This is a genomic window from Candidatus Uabimicrobium helgolandensis, assembly GCF_041508025.1.
Lineage (GTDB): Bacteria > Planctomycetota > Uabimicrobiia > Uabimicrobiales > Uabimicrobiaceae > Uabimicrobium > Uabimicrobium helgolandensis.
The window spans coordinates 8,620,463-8,639,096 of record NZ_CP165719.1; the positions used below are offsets into that span (position 1 = coordinate 8,620,463).

The 18,634-nt window shown below is 35.2% G+C and carries 16 protein-coding genes; 11 read left to right on the forward strand and 5 right to left on the reverse strand.

Going from position 1 to position 18,634, the window contains the following annotated elements; all coding sequences use genetic code 11:
* Positions 1 to 9: 9 nt before the first annotated feature.
* Genes UABHE_RS31840 through UABHE_RS31860 form a run of 5 tightly spaced genes read left to right on the forward strand, consistent with a single transcriptional unit; the run spans position 10 to position 5,245 of the window.
* Positions 10 to 594, forward strand: a complete 585-nt coding sequence (locus UABHE_RS31840) for a cytochrome b N-terminal domain-containing protein (RefSeq protein ID WP_372367470.1) — start codon at positions 10 to 12, stop codon at positions 592 to 594.
* Positions 595 to 598: 4 nt separating this feature from the next.
* The gene (locus UABHE_RS31845) at positions 599 to 2,116 is read left to right on the forward strand and encodes a protein kinase (protein ID WP_372367471.1); all 1,518 of its coding nucleotides are present in this window, start codon (positions 599 to 601) and stop codon (positions 2,114 to 2,116) included.
* Positions 2,116 to 2,655, forward strand: a complete 540-nt coding sequence (grpE, locus tag UABHE_RS31850; RefSeq protein WP_372367472.1) for a nucleotide exchange factor GrpE — start codon at positions 2,116 to 2,118, stop codon at positions 2,653 to 2,655. The genes UABHE_RS31845 and grpE overlap by 1 nt, the downstream gene beginning before the upstream one ends.
* Positions 2,656 to 2,666: 11 nt before the next feature.
* Entirely contained in the window at positions 2,667 to 4,208 is a 1,542-nt protein-coding gene (locus UABHE_RS31855) for an Hsp70 family protein (RefSeq protein WP_372367473.1), read from the forward strand.
* A 41-nt stretch (positions 4,209 to 4,249) separates the two neighbouring features.
* Positions 4,250 to 5,245, forward strand: coding sequence for a hypothetical protein (locus tag UABHE_RS31860; protein ID WP_372367474.1), 996 nt, complete (start codon positions 4,250 to 4,252; stop codon positions 5,243 to 5,245).
* A gap of 113 nt (positions 5,246 to 5,358) precedes the next feature.
* Here UABHE_RS31860 and UABHE_RS31865 read toward each other — a convergent pair whose 3' ends face one another.
* Both UABHE_RS31865 and UABHE_RS31870 read right to left on the reverse strand, forming a co-directional pair.
* Positions 5,359 to 7,416 (reverse strand): hypothetical protein, encoded by a 2,058-nt coding sequence (locus UABHE_RS31865; protein ID WP_372367475.1) that lies wholly within the window; start codon positions 7,414 to 7,416, stop codon positions 5,359 to 5,361.
* Positions 7,417 to 7,510: 94 nt separating this feature from the next.
* A complete protein-coding gene (locus UABHE_RS31870) occupies positions 7,511 to 8,230 on the reverse strand; it encodes a type II CAAX prenyl endopeptidase Rce1 family protein (RefSeq protein WP_372367476.1) in 720 nt (239 codons plus the stop codon).
* A 677-nt stretch (positions 8,231 to 8,907) separates the two neighbouring features.
* On the opposite strand from UABHE_RS31870, the gene UABHE_RS31875 reads away from it, so the two are divergent.
* Positions 8,908 to 10,473: a BCCT family transporter gene (locus tag UABHE_RS31875; protein ID WP_372367478.1), complete on the forward strand. Its 1,566-nt coding sequence runs from the start codon at positions 8,908 to 8,910 to the stop codon at positions 10,471 to 10,473.
* A gap of 77 nt (positions 10,474 to 10,550) precedes the next feature.
* Here UABHE_RS31875 and UABHE_RS31880 read toward each other — a convergent pair whose 3' ends face one another.
* Entirely contained in the window at positions 10,551 to 11,639 is a 1,089-nt protein-coding gene (locus tag UABHE_RS31880) for a serine/threonine-protein kinase (RefSeq protein WP_372367480.1), read from the reverse strand.
* A 198-nt stretch (positions 11,640 to 11,837) separates the two neighbouring features.
* Positions 11,838 to 12,434 carry an NADPH-dependent FMN reductase gene (locus UABHE_RS31885; protein ID WP_372367482.1) on the reverse strand — a complete coding sequence of 199 codons (597 nt, stop codon included), beginning with the start codon at positions 12,432 to 12,434 and terminating at the stop codon, positions 11,838 to 11,840.
* Positions 12,435 to 12,552: 118 nt separating this feature from the next.
* On the opposite strand from UABHE_RS31885, the gene UABHE_RS31890 reads away from it, so the two are divergent.
* On the forward strand, positions 12,553 to 13,455 hold the full coding sequence (locus tag UABHE_RS31890) for a glycosyltransferase family 2 protein (protein WP_372367483.1): 903 nt from the start codon (positions 12,553 to 12,555) through the stop codon (positions 13,453 to 13,455).
* Between the two features lie 66 nt (positions 13,456 to 13,521).
* On the opposite strand, the gene UABHE_RS31895 is transcribed toward UABHE_RS31890, so the two are convergent.
* Positions 13,522 to 14,172: a DUF1579 family protein gene (locus tag UABHE_RS31895; RefSeq protein ID WP_372367484.1), complete on the reverse strand. Its 651-nt coding sequence runs from the start codon at positions 14,170 to 14,172 to the stop codon at positions 13,522 to 13,524.
* 116 nt (positions 14,173 to 14,288) lie between these two features.
* Between UABHE_RS31895 and UABHE_RS31900 the strand changes: the two genes are divergently transcribed.
* Genes UABHE_RS31900 through UABHE_RS31915 form a run of 4 tightly spaced genes read left to right on the forward strand, consistent with a single transcriptional unit; the run spans position 14,289 to position 18,516 of the window.
* A complete protein-coding gene (locus UABHE_RS31900) occupies positions 14,289 to 15,524 on the forward strand; it encodes a hypothetical protein (RefSeq protein ID WP_372367485.1) in 1,236 nt (411 codons plus the stop codon).
* A gap of 9 nt (positions 15,525 to 15,533) precedes the next feature.
* The gene (locus UABHE_RS31905) at positions 15,534 to 16,844 is read left to right on the forward strand and encodes a cytochrome P450 (protein ID WP_372367486.1); all 1,311 of its coding nucleotides are present in this window, start codon (positions 15,534 to 15,536) and stop codon (positions 16,842 to 16,844) included.
* Between the two features lie 18 nt (positions 16,845 to 16,862).
* The gene (locus tag UABHE_RS31910; RefSeq protein WP_372367487.1) at positions 16,863 to 17,600 is read left to right on the forward strand and encodes a rhodanese-related sulfurtransferase; all 738 of its coding nucleotides are present in this window, start codon (positions 16,863 to 16,865) and stop codon (positions 17,598 to 17,600) included.
* A 19-nt stretch (positions 17,601 to 17,619) separates the two neighbouring features.
* A complete protein-coding gene (locus UABHE_RS31915; RefSeq protein WP_372367488.1) occupies positions 17,620 to 18,516 on the forward strand; it encodes a bile acid:sodium symporter in 897 nt (298 codons plus the stop codon).
* The last annotated feature ends 118 nt before the right edge of the window (positions 18,517 to 18,634 follow it).

The following is an 18,634-nucleotide window of genomic DNA, read 5'->3' on the forward strand; positions in this document are numbered from 1 at the left end:
GATATTGTTATGTTTGAATGGCTTGATAAGCGACTACTGATCCGTGAATCTCTATGTAAACCCTCACTCCCTAGAGGAAGATCAAGCTGGCAATATTTTCCAGGTTTTATGACTTTTTTACTATTTATAGCGCAATTTATAACAGGTATATGGTTATCTTTTGATTTTTCACTAATGTCTATGCCTGATAACACCTCTATTATCTTTAAATTTCATCATGTTGGAGCCCATTTATTACTTGTGTTTATGACGTTACAAGTATTACGGAATTTATTTGTTGGAGCATATCAACAGCCGCGAGAATTCCATTGGCTTCTACTAGTTGCGATATTTTTTCTCACATGGTTCAATTACTATCTTGCTTTATTACTTCGCCCTGAAATTAGCGAAAAAACATATTTGGCAATAAAATGGCTATACAATTTTTCATTTATGACAAGTTATTTACCAAATGATGGAAAAATGACTTTGCCACAAATCCAAAACATATTTATTTTACACGCGCTAGTGATCCCACTGGTTACTTATACTTTATTTTTATGTTATTTATGGCTACTACAACGAACAGGTTTAGAATGTCGCAGCAAGGACTAAATTTATGAAAAACTTAAAAACAGGACTTGTGGTTGCAAACTACAGACTAGAAGATCGTCTTGCTAAAGGAACATTTGGAGAAACATGGAAAGCTGTCTCAGCAGAACGCGAACCTGTTGCCATGCAGTTTATTCAAGATGAGAAATATGCTAAAGCAGTTTTACAATCAAATTATGATTATCCAAGTACTACAAATCCGCAGGTATGTAAGTTAATAGAATGGGATCATAATACAGGTATGTTTGTTTGGGAATATGTGCCAGGTCGCAAATTGTCTGTATTTATCCAAAGACTAAAAAAAATCAAACTTAATATTGCTGTGTATATAGCTAGAAAAATTCTTGAAGCACTACGTTTTAGTGCTTCACAAGGAATGGTTCATGGTTGTTTACGCCCCACTAGAGTAGCGGTAACAGCAGATAAAAAAATTCGTTTGACTCATTTTGGAATAGGTAAACTAGAACAACAAGTACTGTATGATTTTTACCAAGAAAAAAGTCCTGTGATCAAAGATATACAAATATATTTTGCACCTGAAGTACTAGAAGACAAAATTTTTGAAGACCCTAAAAGCGATATTTATTCTGTTGGAATTATTTTGTGTGATATGTTACTTGGACAAAAATTTACAAGACAAGAGATTCCGCGAAAGCTTACTGAGCATGACATTCCTAAAAATTTGATAAACATTATTTTAAAAGCCGTTTCTGATTTTGGCATGCGCTACAATCATCCAAATGAAATGCATGCTGATTTAACAAAGTTACTTAAAATATCAGAATCACAAGATAAAATGTATGTTTCGCCCCCTGCCCAAGAAGCAAACGCCTTAGAAGCTGTACCCGCTGACTCAGAAGAATATCGAGTATACCAAGCAGATCACAATCTTGCACGCCAAAGTATCGATGCAAAAGTTGTTGTCGCTGAACCTGCAGAGTTTAACGAGGAAGATGAAGAAGATAAAATCTCTGAAGCAGAAGCAAAACAACAAATAAAGACCATTTTACAAAAAACAGGTCGAATTGATGTTGAATCAGTGATGTTTGGTACTTTTGGTGATACGATATTGACACCTTTAGAAAAAGTTCCTATTTGGCCGCAAATTTTTATTAAATATACTTTAGCAGTATTACTTTTTTTTGGTGCAGGTATCGCCTATTCCCTTTCTCCACAGACTTACAGTTTAACTAGTAATCTTTTCGAAATTATGTTGCTTCCTTTTTATATGATAGGTCAGTGGCCACCTCATGTGCAGTATATTATATTGTGGTTTATTCTTCTCAATATTGTCGCTTTTGCCTTGCTTCCTTTTTGGGATTGGAGAGGTAAGTTGACTTTGAATAATTTTTTTATTCCTTTTTATACAACGACAGTTGCTGGATTGATGAGTCTTAGTTTATGGCGTTCATTCGCACAAAATACGATGCATGGTATTGTTCTAGTTTGTATTATTTTAGGAATTGGAATTGTTGCAGGAATGATTACTCCGCACATTTCTAGGTTTTTACGTAGGCAGTGGTAATGATGATAGAAAATGATGATGCACCACAAGAAGAGAATATAAATAAAGAAGAAAATGTAAAGAAAGAAGATCTTTCTCTAGAGCAAATAAGCAAAAACATTGAACAATTAAATGATTTATTTGTCGCTAAAATTAAGAGTGATTGTAATCAGCGCGAAGCTTTTGAAAAACTATATGTCGAGATGAAGCTATATAAAGATAATTTTTTGCGCTCTGCAACAAAGCCGATAATTCTCGATATAATATTGCTTTTTGATCACACTAAAAAGCAGTTAAAAAAAGAAATTAGTGAAGAAATGCGTAACTTTGCAATTCATACTCTAGAAGAATTGGAAGAAATTTTATATCGTCGTGATGTTGAGATTATATCGACCACGAGCGATAAGTTAGATAAAAAAATTCAAAGAGCTATAAAAGTAATGCCCACTAGTGATCAACAAAAAGACCAGGATATTGTAGAAATAATCCGCGATGGTTTTATGTGGGAAGGAATCGTTCTACGTCCCCAGGAAGTTGTTATTCTCAAATATAATTGTTAAAGAGAGCAATCATGAGTGATAAAAATATAGTTGTAGGTATTGATTTAGGGACAACATTTTCTGCTATTGCGTATTTAGACGAGCATGGTAAACCAACTATTATTCCAAATAGTGATAACGAAAGAATAACTCCTAGCGTTGTTTTATTTGAAGAAGATGAGGTTATTGTTGGTAAAATAGCGAAAACAAGTGCCCTCTCTGATCCGCAAAATGTAATAGAGTTTATTAAGCGCGACATGGGCCAGCCTGATGAAGAACGCATTTTTTATGGAAAAACATACACCCCAGAAAGTATTTCTGCGCTTATACTCAAGTATATTATCAACGATGCGCAAAAAAACATACAAAGTACGATTAGCCAAGCTGTAATAACAGTTCCTGCTTATTTTGGTGATGTAGAACGCAAGGCGACGCAAGATGCAGGAGAAATAGCTGGTATCGAGGTTCTTGGAGTTATTAATGAGCCGACAGCTGCTGCTTTATCTTATGGCCTTGACCAGGAAATGAATAGCACTATTTTAGTTTATGATTTAGGTGGAGGAACTTTCGATGTCTCAATTTTACATATTGCCGGTCAAGATATCAAAGTACTTGCTACAGATGGAGAAGTGCAATTAGGTGGAAAAGATTGGGATGATGAAATCATCAATTATGTTGCCGAAGAGTTTCTAAAAGAGCATAACATTGATCCTCGCGAAGATATCGATGCCAATCAAGCGCTACGCGATGCTGCAGAATCAGCTAAAATTACCTTATCGAAAAAAGAAAAGGCGCGTATTGTATGTCAATCACAAGGTAATATGACAAAAGTAACGCTCACCCGAGAAAAATTTGAAGAATTAACAAGGCCTCTACTAGAACAATCAGAAGCGTACATTCCTGTAGTACTAGAAAAAGCAAAATTGCAAGAAAAAGATATTGACCGCGTTCTTCTTGTTGGTGGTAGTACACGTATGCCACAAGTAAAAAATATGTTAGAGAAGATGTTCTCTAAGCCTGCCGATGACAGTGTTAACCCTGATGAATGTGTTGCCTTGGGGGCAGCTCTATACGGAGCGATGATAAAACTTAAAACAGAAGGTGAGTTATCGAAAGATCATTACTTGCCGGAGGATGTAAAAGAAAAGCTTACTGGTTTAACAATTCGCAATGTAACAGCGCATAGTTTAGGTCTTTTAATTCGCGAAAACAAGAAACGTACGAACTTTATTCTGATCCCTCAACAATCTGAAATTCCGATAGAACGTTCTGAAACATTTGGCACCGAAGCTGACAATCAAACGCGCGTAGTTGTGGAAGTGACAGAAGGAGAGAGCAAAGATCCGGAAGAATGTGTCGCTATTGGTAAATGTATAATATCAGGCCTTCCTCCGCGATCTGCAGGTGCTCCTGTACAAGTAACTTTCAAGTACAATGAAGATGGGCGCATTGAGGTGCATGCTGTTGATAAAGGAACAGGGAAAGAAGTACGAACAGAAATATTGCGTACTCATGGATTAAGTCGCGAACAAATTGAGCAAGAAAAGCAATCACTTGGAAATGTTGAGCTTTAGTTTTTGTTCTTATTGATATTTATTAAAACAAGGGTTTGTTTATGAAAAGTTTTCAGCAAATCATAGTACTTAGTCTCATACTATTGTTAATAGATTTTGTAAATGCTGATTTACAGAATCTATCTCCTTGGCCTATTCCTCAAAAAAACACCAAAATACTAACATTCGATTCGTCTAAAGACTTTGAACCAAGTGGTATAACTTATCTTGGAGGTTATATTTATATAGTTAGTGATAATGGTAAAATTGCTAGGGTAAAGGTAGAGAAGAATAACCAAAAAGACATTGATTATCAAAACATTTCGCACGAACTTGTTGGTGATAATGATTTTGAAGCGATAACAACTGTAAAAGGAGTGAATGCACTTTTTCTTGGAATTGAAGGTGGACGTAAGAACAATAGCCCTATAATATTTGAATATTTTCCTATCGAAACAGATAATGGTCGACTTCCTAAAAATGCAAAGAAAAAAAACATCGGGCGTAATTGGATTTTGCCAAATCTTCCTATTTTAGGTTCAAATAATGGTATGGAAGCGATGACATTTATTCCTGATGGCAAGCACCAATTTCCTTATTCTCAAGGTGGTTTTGATGGACTATTTTTTTGCGGAAGCCAAGGGGATATTGGTTCTGTATATGCTTATGATCTTTCAGTAAATGGTGATGCTGTAGCACTTGTTGGTGTTATAAAAAACGTTTTCTTAAAATCAGCGGCATTATCAGACCTGCACTACTCAGAAGTTCGAGATACTCTTTTTGCGCTTTATGATGAAAATATATTTCAAATGCAAGAATTGCGTATGCAAGAACCTTTGAATGGACAAGGTGGAAACATTCGCCAAGTTTTTCTGGCGCAACCGTTGTATAATGCGAAGAAAATACAAGGAATTGAAGGTCTTACAACTTATAACAGTGAGTTATTCATTTCTATTGATCAAAAACGCAAGCAAGGAAAAAAGAATAGCAATTACAATAAAAAAAGAAAATCATTTGATAACTACATTTATCGCTACCTCCTATATCCCAAGCATTAGCCCGTTTTCGAATGGGTAGCTATAATGGAATACTTCTATTCTTAGAATAAGAATTTGGTAGTCCATATCATTGGCAAGAATATTTATGATGTTTTCCGGGTTTTTTGTAAAGTTTATTGATCGTTGTTGTGATTCTTTTTGTGTTTTTTAGAACTATCAATAATTAGTTTTTGCAAATCCTTAGGAATGCCAAATTTTGATTTGTCAAAATATATGTGAAGCAAAATTAAGTGATCAATTATTATTTTTTGCTTCTTCATAAATCTCGACATTTCTTTAAGTAAACGGTGATGGTGTTCGGTATTTTGTGCGGTATATTCTACTAGTAAATCAATAAGAGTTTTTTGATCCATAAATCCATTTTTTTGATAGTCATATAGTTCAACATCGAAACGTTCTAGAAAAATGAATTCGACGGCTTTTTTGGTTTTTCCTATTTCCAGAAGACCAATAATTAGTTTTTCGATTTCATGGCTATCATGAGCTTCAATATTAATCCAACTTACATCTTGTTTTACAGTAAATACTTGTTGGTAGCATTCTTCATTTATTAAATCACTTATAATAGCTCGTGCAAAATCGTCAGGATCATAATAATCATGGTCTCTATAGTGGTGTGACCATGCTTCTTCTATGGCTTGAATTCCTTGCTTGTATTTTTTTAATGCAATTAATAAAACGCCAACTCTTCCATAGTAATAATCTTTGTCGTCATCGCTTAAGCTATATTCTCCTAGATGAAGTAGTGATTTTTTAGTTAACGCTAGCGCATTTTCTTGGTCGCCTATATTACGATAGTAACTTATTAAGTTTAATATTCTTTGAAAATCATATTTTTTATAACTACTGGAAACAAATTCATTTATTGTGTTCTCTATTTTTTGTAGTAGAAATTGTGCGCGGTTTTTTGCTCCCAATTGCTCATAGTATCGAACTATTGTCAGTAATGAAGTTGTGTGATATGGCTCTAAGGCCTGTTTGGCTTTATCTAAAAAAATAATTGCTGTATTGTTATTACCTAACGTTATATGTTTTTTGGCTATATTTAGCATTGCTGAATACTTGGAAATTTTTTGTAATTTTTCTGCACTTACAGCGGCCAGATCTAAGCGGTTTATTTTTAAGTATTCTTTGAATTGCAGTTCATAAAAATATTTTTTGCCAATCTTCTTGTGCAGATTGTCTATCACCTTTTTATCTATATTGTTAGATTTATTTTGAAATAGTTGCTCAAAATATTTGCTAACGATCGCACCTCGAAGTGTTTTTTTATAATAATTAGATTGAAGTTTAGCGATTGTTTGTTGTGCTATTGCAATTTGATTTCTCTTTAGCAGTTCTTTGCAAACTATACTTAAAGAACTATCAATATTATCAGTAACTATATCTTCTTCATCTTCACCCATGTCAAGTATCTGAGGTTTTTCTTGGTTTGCCTTTCCTAAAAAAGTAGCAGTGGCTATTAGCATATTGTCTGACATTAGGTGTAGTTTACTATCGGGAATTATATATTCTTTAGTCCTCATGCCAATTGATTGATTTGCCAATTCGATCACATCAAGAAATTTTTTATCGTCTTTCATGTGAATATATATGTTAAGTAATTCATTCAATTGCGAAGATTTATCGTACATCTTTTTTAGCATTTTTATGGCGAGTGGATACCTTTTCTGCTGTTTGTATGCTTTGGAGATTTTTCGATAAAGCTCTGATTTATAATAAGTAACTTGTTTCTTTCCTTGATGGGTAGAGTCATCTATTTCCCGAATTACCTTGAGAGCATCAATATAAAAGCCAGTTTCGATAAAGCATTTCGCAATATTTGCCATGTTCTCTTTAAAAGAATGTGTGTCTTTTTTTTTGTTGTTTTTGAGAGTTTGTAAATAAGTTTTATGTATTAGAGTTTGTGCTTTTTGTTTTTCTCCAACGTCGTTGAAGCTTTTTGCTAGGTCAAGTTTTTGAGATAAATAAATGTTTGTTTTCTCTATCTCAAATAGTAGTTGTTTTGCTTTATTGTAATCTTTGTTGAATATATAAATCTTAATAATGAGATTTAGCTTTTGGTATTTCTTTTCTTGTAGTGCTTTTTGTGCAGCGTATTCAAGAATATCAAAATTTTGCGCAAACAAAATGCTCGATATAAAAATAATATAAAAGATGATTTTTTTCACAGTTGATTCCTTTTTCAAAAAAAAACGTATAATCTATCTTTATTATGTTTTTATTATACGACCATTGTGCAACTTAAAAAGTATAATTTTGAAATCAAAACCATAAAAAGTTCATTCCCCAATACTTAACAAGTACTGCTATTCCTAAATTTGTTAATGCATGTATAATGATACACACCCATAAAGAACGTAAATATTTATATATAACAAGAGTAATGGAAAAATACAAAATACATGATATATACTCTGATACGCTGTGCCCGAGAGTAAAAAGAAATATGGTACCAATAATGCTATACTTGTTTAGAGGCAGTACTTTAAGGTCTTGTGGCTTATTATTTAGCGTATCACCACATTTATCGATGATAGAAGTATGTTTATTTTGTTGCGCTTGAAATAAAAATTCTAGTAGGTAAACGCGAAAAAATAGTTCTTCAAATATTGCGACCAAGATCACTGAAGCAAGTGTGCGGAGTATCCAGTAGAATTCAGGATTAGCTATTGTCGCTAATGTTTGTTTTGGAAATGAGTCTGTTATATTAAAAAAAGTATAGTAAGGAACGATCCACAGTAATAATAAAAAAGGTGCCAATACAAAACCATAGAGAATATCGCGTAAATGTATTTTATTAAAAGAATAGCGAGTAAAAACTAACAATGACCCTACTACTATTATTTTGATGACATACACAATCCATAAAGCGAAAAAATCATTTAAGATATTTAATAGTACATAGCAGAAGTAAGGTGCGATAAATGCAAAAGACAATTGCTCATATGTTTTTGTTTGCGGCAGTAGATTAACGTTATTCATAGTAAAATCCTAAAAGTAATTTTTCTTTTACCTATCCTTTTCTATACCATTATTATTTTCTCTGTTCTAAGGTAGAGTCTAGAGATATGGCGGAAGATAGTCTACTAAATTTTATATAAGTGACCTGCCAAAAGTATTTACCCATTGGCATTTTGTTCTTTAATTTTCTAGCTTTGTTGCTCCTCTGTTACGCAGCTACAGCTGCGCGCCTTCGTCGCGCCGCGCTATAAAAATAAAGCCCTGCATTCAACGGGTAACTACTTTTGTCAAGTTACTTAGAAATTTAGTAGACTATTCTTGCTGCATTCCTTACTTGTTTATATTTCCAAGGAGAAGTTTTATTTTTCTACCAGTAGTTTTTATACTTGAGAATGGGATTGGGAACAGGAACGATCTAAAAATTTAAATGTCGACGCGTTCTAAACAAAGTGAAAAATCTGTGGGCTTTCTCGTTTTTTTGTAAAACATTTATTGTTTGCGGTTGTATTGCGATCTGTTACACTTGTAATCGTTTAGTTCGTGTATTTGCAATACAACTTTATATACAGTGAAACCTCTTCGAGGCGAAGTTTTACTTACCTCTGGTCGTAGCAAACACTTCCATAACATCTTAGCTAAGCAATTTAACTCTCACTTAATACAAACGCCTCTAATTACACAAGAAAGGTTTGCGTATTATGAAAAAAAATCGCTACGCTACTTCCTATAAAATCGGCCAAGATAATGTATCTGGTATGGGTTTTGATATACACAATCCAGTATTTGCGATTGCTAGCTTACTAGTGATTGGTTTTGTTACAGGTGCATTAGCTTTTCCCGCAGAGGCAAAGCAATTCTTTGACAACACAAAACTGTGGTCGATTACCTATTGTGATTGGTTATTTTCATTAACGGCAAATTTCGTCGTTGTTTTTTGTTTATCTTTGCTTATTTTACCTATTGGCAAGATAAAGCTGGGTGGACAAGAAAGTGAACCAGAGTTTAGTTTGCTTTCATGGTTTTCAATGCTTTTTGCTGCGGGAATGGGTATTGGACTTATGTTTTGGAGTGTAGCAGAACCTGTGGCGTACTATACTGGTTGGTATGGAACGCCTCTTAATGTGGCAAAGCTTACTCCTGAAGCTGCAGACTTAGCAATGGGAGCGACTATTTTTCACTGGGGTTTGCATCCTTGGGCAATTTATGCTGTTGTTGGTCTTTCTCTCGCTTATTTTACTTTTAATAGAGGTATGCCGCTTACAATACGTTCGGCTTTTTACCCGATTTTCGGAAAGTCTGCTTGGGGGTGGTTGGGAAATATAGTTGATATCGTTGCTGTACTCGCAACAATTTTTGGGCTAGCGACATCTCTTGGTTTTGGCGCGCAACAAGCAGGGGCAGGGCTTCATTTTTTATTTGATATTCCCAATACTGTAACAACGCAAATCACAATTGTATGTTCTGTAACACTTATCGCCATTTTTTCTGTCGTGCGGGGTCTAGACGGTGGAGTAAAAGTATTAAGCAACATAAATATGAGTATTGCAGTTCTGTTGTTTATTTTTGTTGTTATTACTGGGTCTACTTTAGCAATGATAAATGGCTTTGCTTCCACAATATATCATTATGCGGTAAATATTTTACCATTAAGCAACTGGATTGGTAGAGAAGATGAAGTTTTCTATCACGGATGGACTATTTTTTATTGGGCGTGGTGGATTTCTTGGTCGCCATTTGTCGGAATGTTTATCGCTCGTATTTCAAAAGGTCGAACTGTACGCGGCTTTATTATCGCGGTGTTACTTGTTCCTACTATTATAAGTGTGCTATGGATGACCGTGTTTGGAGGAACGGGTTTAGAGCAAGTAGAGAATAATATTGGAGTGTTGGCGAATGGAATCACTGATACTTCATTAACATTATTTCAAATGTTAAGCAATCTACCTTTAGCTAACATCACGTCTTTTATTGCAATCGTTTTAGTTCTTGTTTTTTTTGTGACTTCTTCTGATTCTGGGTCTTTAGTTATCGATAGTATTACGGCCGGAGGAAAATTAGAAGCTCCCGTTCCGCAACGAATTTTCTGGGCATCTATGGAAGGACTAATTGCTGCTGTTTTACTTTTTGGTGGTGGTAAAGATGCTTTAGGGGCTCTACAGGCGGCTACGATTACTACAGGACTACCGTTTTGCTTTGTTTTGATTATTATGTGTATTAGCCTTTATATGGGGCTTTATGATGAATACAAGGTGGATAAGGAGTAAGGGATGGTTTTCTATTGGAAAATAGATAAATTATTTCATATATAATATCTTAGGCACATTATTCTTTGGTACGTTCCTTACCTGAGGCGTAAAAAATACAAGATAATAATCGATACCAATAGTGATATTACAAAACCTAGTATTATTTCGTTTTGCTTTTTCTTTGCGATATTTTGTTTCTTTTTTTCGATATTTTTTTTATAACGCGATGTTCTTAACATTGGTGTTTGTATCGGTGATTGCTTGTTGTTTTGGGATGTCGGTATATTATTTTTAGAATGTATGCTTTTTAAAATTATAGTATCAACAGCGTTGTTGGTTGGTGATGAAATTTTTGGCGTGACAGGTATATATTTAAGGAGCATATCAAGCATTGTTTTCACAGATGAAATTCGATATTCTCTTTCTTTTTGTAGGGCCATGTCAATGATTTCGGCAACGAAAAATTTATGAGGTGAATCGAAGGTTAAAAGAGGTGGATGAAAATTGATTACTTTTTTCATAATTGCAATTGTATCTTTGGCATAAAATGGTGATTGTTGTGACCACGAGAAAAATTGATAAAACAGAGCTCCCAGAGCAAATACATCTGTGCTTTTACTAATCTTAAAAGATTTGTTAATTTGCTCTGGTGCCATGTATTGAGGGGTACCAATAACAGATAATTTTGTGATAGACTCTAGCTCACCATTTATAGCTTTTGCAATGCCTAAATCTAAAATTTTTGGTGTTGCATTTTTACCTTGAAGAACAATATTTGATGGTTTGATATCGCGATGGATGATATCGTGGTCATTTAGTGCGATAATTGCTTTGCAAATTTGCTGGGCTATCTTTAATTGTTTTTCGAAAGGAATAGAATGGGGATAATTGTGAATTAATTTTTTTAAAGTAATACCTTCAATATACTCCATTACAATGAAATATCGATTTTCTAGATCAAAAAAATCGAGCCCGCGAACAATGTAAGGATTTTTTATTCTCGTCATAAAATAGAATTCACGTTGTAAACGACGTATCTTATTTTCTGAGCTTTTTCCAGTAATAATAGACTCTTTTATGGCGACAAGCTTATTTGTGCTTAAGTCTGTAGCTAGATATACTTTACCCATACCTCCTTGACCAATCGTTTTTTCAAGTCTGTATTTATCACGTAAAATATACATAGCTTTTCCTGTAATTAGAAGATTTTTACTCCTAGTACTCTACAACGTTGGTTATGAACTTTAATTGATCTTTAGTTTGGAATGTTGTTGCTCGTTACGACTATGCATTCTTGTTGCCTAGTTCGAAAACAAAATGCATAGTGTTAAACAAATCAAAACGAGTTTTATAGAGTATTAGTTTTATCAATGACTAATAATTTACATTCCAAAAGGAAATGTTTTTAAGTCTATATAGTTCGAATTCCTAACAGTTACTAATGCCTTCGTGTATTCATGGAACATTTTTAGAGAGTAGTCGATTCTTTCAATATCGCGATTATGTTCAGAAGGCGATTCGTTAAATTTTGCAACATTGCGAATAATTAAATGATCAGGTACCCAGCAAATTCGATTATTTTTATATCCTGTGGTTCGGAGCTCTGCAATGGGATAGGAGCCTCCACGTCCGCTTGATACACCAACAATAAGACCTGGTTTATGAGCGATATCCTTACCGCCACACAATAAAAGGAAGTTTTTTAAAGCTGGAGGGACCATGCCTCCATATTCGGGAGAGACCATTATAAGTCCGTCGCAATTATTTATTTCTTCTGCTACTGGAGCCCAAGTGGTTTTCCATTTTTCTGTTCCTTGCCAAACGCCTTCATCCCACAGAGGCAAAGGATTTTTACCTAAATCTAACGTGTAGGTTTTTATCTCGGAGAACAGTTCAGCGATACGCTTTTGCAAAAATAATGCTAATTTTCCTGATTCAGATGAAACTCTTTGTGCACCGCAAATTATAGCGACTTTCATGTTAATTTCCTTTACGAAGTGACTTGGCAAGTCATTGAATAGTGTTGTATTGTATTATTTTGCTGTTATAATTCAAAACATTTCTTTTGGTAAACACTTACTTTTTTTGATAAAAATTATGAGCAAAAATCCAGTCGAAGTTTCCGTTGTTATTCCAGTATACAACGAAGAAGGTTCTCTTCAAGAATTAATAGAACGTTTATGTAAGGCTCTCCAAGAAATTCATTTTGAGATTATTATCGTAAATGATGGGTCTATGGACAACACTCAAGTTATCTTGCAAGAAATCTCTGCAAAAAATCCAAAGGTACATTACCTGTTTTCAGCTCAAAATATGGGACAATCTCAAGCCTTATACTATGGCTTTCAGTGCACACAAGGTAAATACGTTGTTATGATGGATGGCGACTTACAAAATCCGCCTGAAGATATTTCTGCGTTATTGAGTAAAGCTGTGGAGGGCTATGACTTAGTTTCAGGAGAACGGAATAAAAGGAAAGACTCTTTTATATTGCGCAAACTACCTTCTATGTTTGCAAATTGGTTAATTAGTAGAATGATGGGATGTAAGTTTAAAGATATGGGAGGAATAAATTGTTTGAATGGGACGATAGCGCGTAGACTTTTTTTAAAACAAGGGCACCATCGTCTTATACCAGCGATAGTTCATTGTCTTGGTGGTCGTACTACTGAAATACCAGTAAGCCATGCTCCTCGCACTACAGGTGTTAGTAAATACGGTTTTTGGGCACGCAGTCAAGAAGTTATACTTGATATAATTATGTTGTGGTTGACTTACAAAGTAAAACCTTTGTACTTTTTTGGAAAAGTAAGTTTGATGTTTTTAGTGGGAAGTATTATTCTTTTTTTAGGGAAGTGGTTATTTGGATGGCATGAAGTTTTTGCAATGCTCACTGCTGTGGCAGCAATTTTGTTCATTCTTTCAGGGATAATTTGTGAATTTATTTGCAATAGAAAGCCGCATTATATTCATTATCACTCTTCGAAAAAGCTAGATTAAGTGCGAAATAGTTTACCGGCGATACTTGAATAAACGTTTCCACCGAAGCGGAAACGTTCTCTGTTATTACTTTTTTTCTGGTGCTTCGGCTGGCTCAGGTTCAGGAGTTATTTCAACTGTCGCAGAAGCAGCACTATCGGCTTTATCAGCACTTTTCTTAATCCGAGTATATGTATTTTCCATGGTTTTTATTGTACTACCGTTAATATGTACGTAGAACTCAGAAACCATTGTATCCTCATTAGGATATTTTTCTATCATTGATACATCCATTTCCGTACCAGTCATTGGATCTATCATTTTACTTGTCCAAGTTGTTACGTTTGTCTTAGAATCATGGGTCCCTTCCATACTATCAAGCCCATAATGACTGTATACATCCACCCATGAGCACTCATATTTCTTGTCTTTACCGTTCCATGTAAAAACTCCGAAACCTTTAAAAGTCCCCATTGCAGAAGTTGTCTCTACATGAACAGTAGTCGCGCGACCATCAAGAATAGATTTACAAATAGAAGTACCTGTTGCAATCATTGGCTCTTTTGTTGGGTCCATCCACATTTTTTGCTCTAACTTCCATTCTCCAACACCTGCTTGGAAAAATTTATGGTGTTCAGTAACCTTTGCTCTATAGTCATCATTTTGCTTATTTTCATCAGCATAAGATGTTGTGATAACAGCAAGACAAACAATAAGTAGTACTGTGAGTTTTTTCATAATTTACATTCCTTTAAATTTGTACGGAAAATATACGGAAAAATATATTGTACATTAAAATAGATGCTAGACAAAAACAATTTTGAGAAAAAATATCTATTTGCTATCATTTAATAATGATAAAGAAAATAACTTCAAAAGACGAAAGTCAAAAAATACAAGATGCAAAACAATTTCCGCGTATAGGTAGTTTTTTAAGAAAACATATAGAAGATTTTCTTAAAAATAATAAATTTGCAAAAACTTTAGCTACGCGAATGGAGCAAGAAACGGGAACGCGTTTTAGCGATTGGATTGATTGTTTTGTTTTTCCTGATGACGCACAAATGAGAAAAAAAATTCAGAAACTAGGGTTTTCTCATTATGGGAAGCACAAGGATATTTTCATTGCTGAAAGAACAAGTTTTCCACGTATACTTATAAGAGATAGTTATTTTGAGATTTTTGTTGTTGTTGATTCTATAGTGAAATTTCGCGCTAGACATGGTTTGCAAGAACCAATCGATGGAAATGCTTGCTCTTTAATACGAAAAATGTCTATTGCTAACAAGCGCGATTATATTTTGTCTATCATTGAGCGTACAACGATGACTCCACATACAATTCCTTTGGAAATAAGCGACGAAAGTGCGGCAAAGCAAAAAAAAGCATTTGATTTATGGTGTAATCGCGAACGAATATTTACTTCAGCAACTGAAGGTGTGCGTCAAACACTTGCTCTTGCTTATCGAATTGTCGATATGGTAGGAGTAAACGGTGCTGCATATATTGTTTTGCAAACAGAGCTTCGTTATTGGCAATATAAATCGCACGTAGGTGATTTACAAAAGTTTTTTCAAAATAAACTTGGTCTGGGTTGGGGAAATATAGACCACTTTACATTTTGGAGTAGCCGTAAAAATTTTAAAATACTGATTCAAATCTTCGAAGTCTTGGGTTTTCGTTGTACAAAAAACTTTTTTGTAAAAGACTATGGCAATAAAGGTGTGCAGATCATGGAACACGAAAACAGTGGAATTCTCGTTGCTTGCGAAGTTCATTTGAAGAAAAAAGAAAAACGCCAAGATTTTGCGCATATGGATTTAGTGCCAATGCAAACATCGGGAATTGTAGACAATTGGCTACGAGCAAGTGGTGAATCAATACTTAACGGTGGAGCTAAACACATTGCGATAAGGTGCGATATACAAAAAATGCAAACACACATGGAAAAACATGGTGTACACTTTACTAATATAGATGAAAAACCATACTTCAAGCAGGCTTATTCCAATAAAATAGTTACAAAATTTGAAAATTACCTGAGCCTTATTGAGCGCAATGGTGGATTTCACTATTTTGATTTTGATTAGGAAAATCATATGAAAACTAAATTGCCTCCAGGTCCAAGAGGGCGTATACTGCCCACTTTAAAATTACTAAGAAAGCCGCGTACTTATTATCCTTACATAATAAAAAAATACGGCGATCCTTTGTTTATAAATGGTCTTAATGGTCGGGTAGTCTGTACAGCGAATCCAGAATTAATTCGCACGATTGTTGCTGCTGACCCGATGATTTACGATCCTTTTGCAACGCAAACCCTTATTCCTCTTATTGGTGAAAATTCGCTACTGGTTATTAGTGGAGTAGAGCATCAACGCGAAAGAAAATTACTGATGCCTCCTTTTCACGGAGATCGGATGCGCGCTTATGCCAATTTAATCGAAAAAGTAACCCATAAACATTTACAAAAAATTCCGCGCGATAAAGTACTTCCTATACACGATGTCACCGCTGAAATTTCGATGGAAATTATAGTGCGCGCTGTTTTTGGAGTAGAAAGTGATGAAAAAGTTAATACGTTCGTTGCTGCGATCCAAAAATATGTAGACGTTGGTCATCCTTTTTTGATTTTCTCAAAGATGCTTCATCGCCCTTTTTTTGGCATAGGACCGTGGGATCGTTTTGTCAAAGCGCGTGATATTTTTTATGATATGTTGATGAAAGAAATTGACAACAGATTACAAAACGAAGAGCCGCAGGAAGATATTTTAAGCCTTCTTGTTTCAGCACGCTACGAAGATGGGAGTCGAATGTCCAGGGAAGCTCTGCGCGATCATGCTCTGACATTATTGTTTGCTGGACATGAAACAACGGCAGTGGCAATGGCGTGGGCTTTTTACCACTTACACAAAAATCCACAAAAGTTGAATACACTTCATGAAGAATTACAAAGTCACAATGAAACAGAATTAACATCGTTAGTAAAACTGCCATATTTGAAAGCTGTTTGCGATGAAAGTTTGCGCCTAAATCCAATAGTGTCTGACTTTTTGAGAACACTTGCAAAACCCTTTAGTATTGGTGGGTATGATTTAGAGCCAGGTTATAGTTTAGCAGTATTAGTAAATGCAACGCACTATGATGAAAACATATATCCACAACCTGATGAGTTTCAACCAGAGAGATTCATCGACAAAAAATATAGACCGTGGGAATACATGCCGTTTGGCGGAGGACATCGTCGCTGCATAGGCGCAGCATTCGCACTATTTGAAATGGCCATTGTTTTAAAAACGGCTTTAACAAACCGCAAGTGGCAACTATGTGAGCCTAAGCCAGTAAAAGCCATTCGTCGCAATGTAACAATGGCCCCCAAAGGTGGTATTCGTATGATGAGATTGTCATAAAATATAAAAGGAATAAAAATGGAACACCAGTACCTCAACGTCGCCGCATATGCATTTTTTAAAATAGAGAACCTAACAGATCAACGCGACCGTTTGCTAAATTTTTGCACAGAAAAACAACTAAGAGGATCAATTCTTCTAGCAGAAGAAGGTATGAATCTATATGTGTGTGGTTTAAGTGAAAATATAGAAAACTTACAAGATTACTTACACAAAGAATTAAACGTTCCGCAAATGGAGTACAAACAAAGCTGGTCAGACTTCCAGCCATTTCGCCGTATGTTAGTAAAAATTAAAAATGAAATCATCACTATGAAGCAAGATGACATCAAGCCAGAGGAGCACACAGGGCCAAGGCTTTCTCCCAAAGAATTCAAGAAATGGCTGGACGAAAATCGCGATATCTATGTTCTCGATACGCGCAATGACTATGAGATAAAGCATGGTAAATTTGAGCAAGCACAACATTTAGATGTAAAATCATTCACTGAATTTGCCGAAAAAGCACAGGAGCTGGATGAGAATATCAAAGAAAAACCGGTAGTGATGTACTGTACAGGCGGAATTCGCTGTGAAAAAGCATCTTCGTTGTTTTTGAAGAACTACGGTTTTAAGGAAGTGTATCAGTTGGAAGGTGGCATACTCAAATATTTCGAAGAGTGTGGAGGAGAACACTACGATGGCGACTGCTTTGTATTTGATGATCGCATTTGTGTAGATAATCGTTTGCAAACAGTGAAAAAGAACGAGTCCTAGATAAAGTTATGGAAAAAAAATGTTATATCCAATTGAAAAAGTAGGACTTCTTATTGCTGCTGTTATCGCAATGGCAGGTATGGGAGCAGCCTTAACAACTTCAGATATCAAAGCCAATTTAAAAAAACCTTACGGTGTTATTATTGGATTTATATGCCAATTTGGGCTAATGCCTTTTCTGGCATATTATTTGACGGTGTGGTTCAATTTATCGACGGCAATGGCGATAGGACTTATCCTCATAGGATCGTGCCCTGGTGGTATTCTTTCTAACATACTGACTTATTTTGCAAAAGGAAATTTGGGGCTTAGTGTAACGATGACAGCTGCCTCGTGTTTTATGGCAATAGTTATGATGCCGATATCGGCGTGGTTATATCTCTCACCCTATACATCAAATACGTTTCAGATACCATACAATAACATCTTTATCGGTTTAGCTATAATGTTGGTACCGTTAACAATCGGCATGAGAGTGCGATTGCGAAATGAAGCGAAAGCAAAAACGCTAGAAAAAATCGGTAGTGTATTTGGCAATCTAGTCTTATTTTACCTAATAGTTAGTTGGTTTCCAAAGTACAGTCACCTACTCGTTGCCTCAAATTCAAACGAGATTATTTCGTGCGCATGTTTGAGTTTCTTAGGTTTTGCAATTGCGTATCTGATCGCAACTATTTGTCGCTTATCAGTAGTCGATAGAAGCACCGTTTCCCTAGAGACCGGCATACAAAATGGCAACATAGCTCTCATTATTATTCTAATAGCATTCAAGGACAGTGCTTTGCAGGATAAGATTCTATGGGCTTTGTTACTATATGGGATTTTTGGCTTAGTGTTTAGTGCTGCTTTTGCGTGGATTTTCCGCAAAATGAATTGCAAAAAAATTGAGAGTTCTCAATTAAACTACGAACGGTAGAATTTACAAAGGTTTGCGATGCCCTCCTGCTGGCTACGCCAGCTGTCCTCCCACGGGAGGACCTACGTATGTTTCTTTGAATCTGAAAAAATGACACGTCAGTGAATATCTATACATA

What these genes read in the sequence shown, in the direction of transcription:
- UABHE_RS31840 (WP_372367470.1), top strand. Translation starts at nt 10, where the DNA reads ATGTTTGAATGGCTTGATAAGCGACTACTGATCCGTGAATCTCTATGT.
- UABHE_RS31845 (WP_372367471.1), top strand. Translation starts at nt 599, where the DNA reads ATGAAAAACTTAAAAACAGGACTTGTGGTTGCAAACTACAGACTAGAA.
- grpE (WP_372367472.1), top strand. Translation starts at nt 2,116, where the DNA reads ATGATGATAGAAAATGATGATGCACCACAAGAAGAGAATATAAATAAA.
- UABHE_RS31855 (WP_372367473.1), top strand. Translation starts at nt 2,667, where the DNA reads ATGAGTGATAAAAATATAGTTGTAGGTATTGATTTAGGGACAACATTT.
- UABHE_RS31860 (WP_372367474.1), top strand. Translation starts at nt 4,250, where the DNA reads ATGAAAAGTTTTCAGCAAATCATAGTACTTAGTCTCATACTATTGTTA.
- UABHE_RS31870 (WP_372367476.1), bottom strand. Translation starts at nt 8,230, where the DNA reads ATGAATAACGTTAATCTACTGCCGCAAACAAAAACATATGAGCAATTG.
- UABHE_RS31875 (WP_372367478.1), top strand. Translation starts at nt 8,908, where the DNA reads ATGAAAAAAAATCGCTACGCTACTTCCTATAAAATCGGCCAAGATAAT.
- UABHE_RS31880 (WP_372367480.1), bottom strand. Translation starts at nt 11,639, where the DNA reads ATGTATATTTTACGTGATAAATACAGACTTGAAAAAACGATTGGTCAA.
- UABHE_RS31885 (WP_372367482.1), bottom strand. Translation starts at nt 12,434, where the DNA reads ATGAAAGTCGCTATAATTTGCGGTGCACAAAGAGTTTCATCTGAATCA.
- UABHE_RS31890 (WP_372367483.1), top strand. Translation starts at nt 12,553, where the DNA reads ATGAGCAAAAATCCAGTCGAAGTTTCCGTTGTTATTCCAGTATACAAC.
- UABHE_RS31895 (WP_372367484.1), bottom strand. Translation starts at nt 14,172, where the DNA reads ATGAAAAAACTCACAGTACTACTTATTGTTTGTCTTGCTGTTATCACA.
- UABHE_RS31900 (WP_372367485.1), top strand. Translation starts at nt 14,289, where the DNA reads ATGATAAAGAAAATAACTTCAAAAGACGAAAGTCAAAAAATACAAGAT.
- UABHE_RS31905 (WP_372367486.1), top strand. Translation starts at nt 15,534, where the DNA reads ATGAAAACTAAATTGCCTCCAGGTCCAAGAGGGCGTATACTGCCCACT.
- UABHE_RS31910 (WP_372367487.1), top strand. Translation starts at nt 16,863, where the DNA reads ATGGAACACCAGTACCTCAACGTCGCCGCATATGCATTTTTTAAAATA.
- UABHE_RS31915 (WP_372367488.1), top strand. Translation starts at nt 17,620, where the DNA reads ATGTTATATCCAATTGAAAAAGTAGGACTTCTTATTGCTGCTGTTATC.